Raw genomic sequence first — 3,844 nt, forward strand, 5'->3', positions numbered from 1 at the left:
CTCCCCTCCCTCCTCCCGCCGTCGGTTACCCGCATGTCGATCCCGTCCGGTCCACGAACAGGAGCACCGTGTCCGAACAGACCGTCCCCACCCCCCCGCCACGACCGGCGGACACCGCTCTCGCCGCGATCGGCCACCCGGTGCCGGTCGCCGATCCCGCCGACTCCTCCCCGCACGCCTTCCCCGACGGGGGGCGCTGGCGCACCGAGATACCCTCCGTCGAGGGTCCGGAGGCGCTGCGGGTCGTGCTGAACGAGGCCGCCGAGCTGGAGGTGCCGGTGCACCGGATCAGCCAGGGCAGCGGCGTGTGGATGCTGACCGACGGCGAGATCACCGAGATGGTGGACGCCTGCGCCGCCGCCGACGTGGAGCTGTGCCTGTTCACCGGCCCGCGCGGCACCTGGGACATCGGGGCCGGAACCCGCACCGACGCGGGTGGCACCGGGCCGCGCGCCCGGGGTCACGACGCCGTGGCGGGATGCGTGGAGGACGCGCTGCGCGCCACCGCCCTGGGCGTGCGCTGTCTGCTGGTGGCGGACGAGGGCGTGTTGTGGCTGCTGCACCGGATGCGGGCCGAGGGCACCCTGCCCGCCGACACCACCTTCAAGGTCTCCGCCCTCATCGGGCCGGTCAACCCGGCGTCGGTGGGCGTGTACGAGCGGCTGGGCGGGGATTCGGTGAACGTCCCCTCCGACCTCACCCTCCAACACCTGACGGAGATCCGCCGCGTCACCCGGGTGCCGTTGGATCTCTATCTCGAGGCACCGGACGACCTCGGTGGATACGTGCGGATGCACGAGATCGCCGAGCTGATCCGACGCGGGGCGCCGATCTATCTCAAGTTCGGGCTCAGCCGGGCGCCGGGCATCTACCCCTACGGACGGCAGCTGCGGGAGGCCGCGCTGGCCGGGGCCCGCGAACGCGTGCGCCGCGGTCGACTGGCGCTGGACCTGCTGGCCCGGCTGACCGGGGACCGGGGACCCGCGGAGACCGGCATGTCGCCCCTCGGCTCCCGGCTGCCGGGACCGCTGGAGCGGTTCGGGGCACCCGCCCCGCGCCCGGCGGGCTGAACCACGGGCCGCCCGGCGGGGTGGCCCTCGACGCGCGGGCGGGCGCCGCGCGGAACGCGATCCGTTCCGCGCGGCGCCCGCCGTGCGTCGCCCGTCGATCAGGCGTGGTCGGCGCAGCAGGGGTGGGGGTCGGGCACGTCGAAGGGCATGTACCGGCCCCCCACCACGGGGACCAGGCGCAGGAGCAGGGCTCCGTCCCGCCACTCGGGACGCAGGTGGCCCGCGGTCTCCACCGGGGCCCCGGCCTCCGGCACGAGCCCGCCGAGCACCTCGGCCCGCTCGATGGCGGTGGTCCGCAGCAGTTCCCCGACCGGAAGGGTGTCGGGGACCCCGGCGGATCCCGGGAAGACCACCGCCCGCACGCCGTCGGCCCTCGGTGCGGCCGCGGCCGTCCGGGCGGCCCTCGCCCCGGCGGCCCCGGCCCCCTCGTCGGTGCCGTCGTCGTTCCCGGGAACCTCCTCGCTCCCGCCCCGGCCCTCCGGGGCGGTCGGGGCGACGGTGAGGAGACGGTCGCCGAGCACCGCCGTGGACCCTCCTCCGCCGGCCCCCCGCAGTTCCTCCCGCAGGTCGGGGGCCGCGAGACGGTCCCACACCGCCGCGGCCCATCGGGCGTCCGGCAGTTCCAGGGAGAGCCCCAGCCGGGGTTCGGGCACCCGCAGGCGGTGGGTGCAGGCCAGGGCACCGGCCGGCAGCGGGAGCCGGGCCGCCAGCCGGTGCAGCAGGCGGTCCGCCGCCCGGGTGTCGGCGGTGTCGATGTCGAGCCCGATCACCCGGGCGGCGGTGTCGGTCATGCCGGCAGCACCCACATGGGGTTGGTGTAGAACCACAGGTCGCGCCAGGGGTCGGCGTCGCCCACCACGTCCAGGGCGGGCCCGTGGGGGTCGATGTCCGCCCCGTTGAGGCCCGGCTGGGAACGGTTCCCGTCGGTGCCGCGCATCCGGACGTACAGCGGTTCCGTCACCGTCCCCAGGTCGTACGTCAGGGTGACCGAGCCGCGCGAACGGTTGACGTCGAAGGACTTCACCACCCGGGTGTCCGGGGTGGTGAAGACGTCCCGGTCGGTGACGGGGCCGGTGACGGCGCCCCGGATGACGTCCACCCGGGCGAGGGTGGGCTCGAACTGCGACCAGTTGGGCCCGTTGGCCAGGGCGATCTCCATGACCAGCTCGACCCGACTGCCCCGCTTGACGTGCAGGGTGCCGCCGAGGGTGACCTCCTTGGCACCCACCGCCTTGCCGGCGCCCTTGCCGTTGCCGCCGGTGCGCAACCGGGCGTCGAGGCCGGAGATCAGGCCGCCGTGGTCCACCCACACCCGCCCCTCGCGCAGCCCCCTCATCACGGCGGCGTAGGAGAAGGAGTCGGCGCCCACGTGGGTGCGGCTGTACTGGCCGGGCCAGTAGTCGCCCCACGTGAGGTTCGGTGCGCCGGAGTAGACGGGGTCGCCGTAGCGCCCGTCGGCGTCGAAGTTCCCCCCGGTCGGGCGGGTGGAGGTGTCGGCGTAGTTGCGGTGGGAGTCGGAGTTGGCGGTGATCCACCACGCCTTGCCCTCGGCCAGGAGGCTGTCCCACAGGCCGCCGACGGTGGCGGTCATCCAGTCGAAGCCGCCCCAGGTGCGGTAGCTCTCGGCGGGGTAGCCGGGGAAGGAATTGCTGCTCGGGCCGGATCCGTAGTACCCGCGGGCGCTGCCGGGGCCGGTCGGGGCGGGGGGCGGCGATCCCTCCACCGCCCCGTCGTTCGCCCGCTCCCGGGCGTGCTGCTTCTTCTTCGCTGTCATCTCGGGTCAGTCCACCGTCACGTCGTCGGAGCCGGAGTAGCGTCCGGTGCGCAGCTTGCGGCGCTGCATCAACAGGTCGTTGAGCAGGCTGGAGGCGCCGAAGCGGAACCACTCGGGGGTCAGCCACCCGGGGCCGGCGGTCTCGTTGACCATCACCAGGTAGCCGATGGCGTCCTTGGTGGTGCGGATGCCACCGGCGGGCTTCACACCGATCGTGCGACCGCCGGCGGCCCGGAAGTCCCGGACCGCCTGCAGCATCAGCAGGGTGTTGGCGGGGGTGGCGTTGACCGCCACCTTCCCGGTGGAGGTCTTGATGAAGTCGGCTCCGGCCAGCATCGCCAGCCAGGAGGCGCGGCGGATGTTGTCGTACGTGGCCAACTCGCCGTTCTCCAGGATCACCTTCAGGTGGGCGTCCGGGCCGTCGGGGCGGGCGCAGGCCTCCTTCACGGCGCGGATGTCCTCGAAGACCTTCAGGTAGCGGCCGGAGAGGAAGGCCCCCCGGTCGATCACCATGTCGATCTCGTCGGCCCCGGCGGCCACCGCCTCCCGGGTGTCGGCCAGCCGGACCGACAGGGGGGCGCGGCCGGCCGGGAAGGCGGTGGCCACGGAGGCGACCGCGACCCCGGAGCCGGCCACCGCCGCCCGGGCCTCCTCCACCATGTCGGGGTAGACGCACACCGCCGCGACCCGGGGCACCGAGGGGTCCGAGGGGTCGGGGCGCAGCGCCTTGGCGCACAACGACCGCACCCGGCCGGGCGTGTCCGCGCCCTCGAGGGTGGTGAGGTCGATCATGGAGATCGCCAGGTCGATGGCGTGCGCCTTGGCGGAGGTCTTGATCGACCGGGTGCGCAGGGCGGCGGCCCGCGCCTCCAGGCCGACGGCGTCGACGCCGGGCAGGCCGTGCAGGAAGCGGCGCAGGGCGGTGTCCGAGGCGGTGGCGTCGGAGAGCGCGGCGGTGCCGGTCGCCGGGAGCCGGGTGGGGTCACCGGCGCGGGCCTCC

At 74.9% G+C, this 3,844-nt stretch carries 3 protein-coding genes and 1 pseudogene; 1 reads left to right on the forward strand and 3 read right to left on the reverse strand.

Annotation, left to right across the window (positions count from 1 at the left end; all coding sequences use genetic code 11):
* Nucleotides 1-68: 68 nt before the first annotated feature.
* Nucleotides 69-1,070: a hypothetical protein gene (locus tag FOE67_RS19230; protein ID WP_182665984.1), complete on the forward strand. Its 1,002-nt coding sequence runs from the start codon at nucleotides 69-71 to the stop codon at nucleotides 1,068-1,070.
* Between the two features lie 98 nt (nucleotides 1,071-1,168).
* On the opposite strand, the gene FOE67_RS19235 is transcribed toward FOE67_RS19230, so the two are convergent.
* The 3 genes and pseudogenes from FOE67_RS19235 to deoC all read right to left on the reverse strand — a co-directional run bounded on the left by FOE67_RS19235 (nucleotide 1,169) and on the right by deoC (nucleotide 3,762).
* Nucleotides 1,169-1,861, reverse strand: a complete 693-nt coding sequence (locus tag FOE67_RS19235; protein ID WP_182665986.1) for a hypothetical protein — start codon at nucleotides 1,859-1,861, stop codon at nucleotides 1,169-1,171.
* Nucleotides 1,858-2,793, reverse strand: a pseudogene (locus FOE67_RS19240) (histidinol-phosphatase); the annotation flags it as partial. The gene FOE67_RS19235 and the pseudogene FOE67_RS19240, both read right to left, overlap by 4 nt.
* A gap of 57 nt (nucleotides 2,794-2,850) precedes the next feature.
* Nucleotides 2,851-3,762 (reverse strand): deoxyribose-phosphate aldolase, encoded by a 912-nt coding sequence (deoC, locus tag FOE67_RS19245; RefSeq protein ID WP_182665988.1) that lies wholly within the window; start codon nucleotides 3,760-3,762, stop codon nucleotides 2,851-2,853.
* Nucleotides 3,763-3,844: the final 82 nt, after the last annotated feature.

The sequence above is a fragment of the Streptomyces calidiresistens genome, assembly GCF_014141525.1.
In the GTDB taxonomy this organism is placed as follows: domain Bacteria; phylum Actinomycetota; class Actinomycetes; order Streptomycetales; family Streptomycetaceae; genus Streptomyces; species Streptomyces calidiresistens.

Bases quoted from the DNA above. Each gene is read 5' to 3' on its own strand.
- FOE67_RS19235 (WP_182665986.1), bottom strand. From the start codon at position 1,861: ATGACCGACACCGCCGCCCGGGTGATCGGGCTCGACATCGACACCGCC.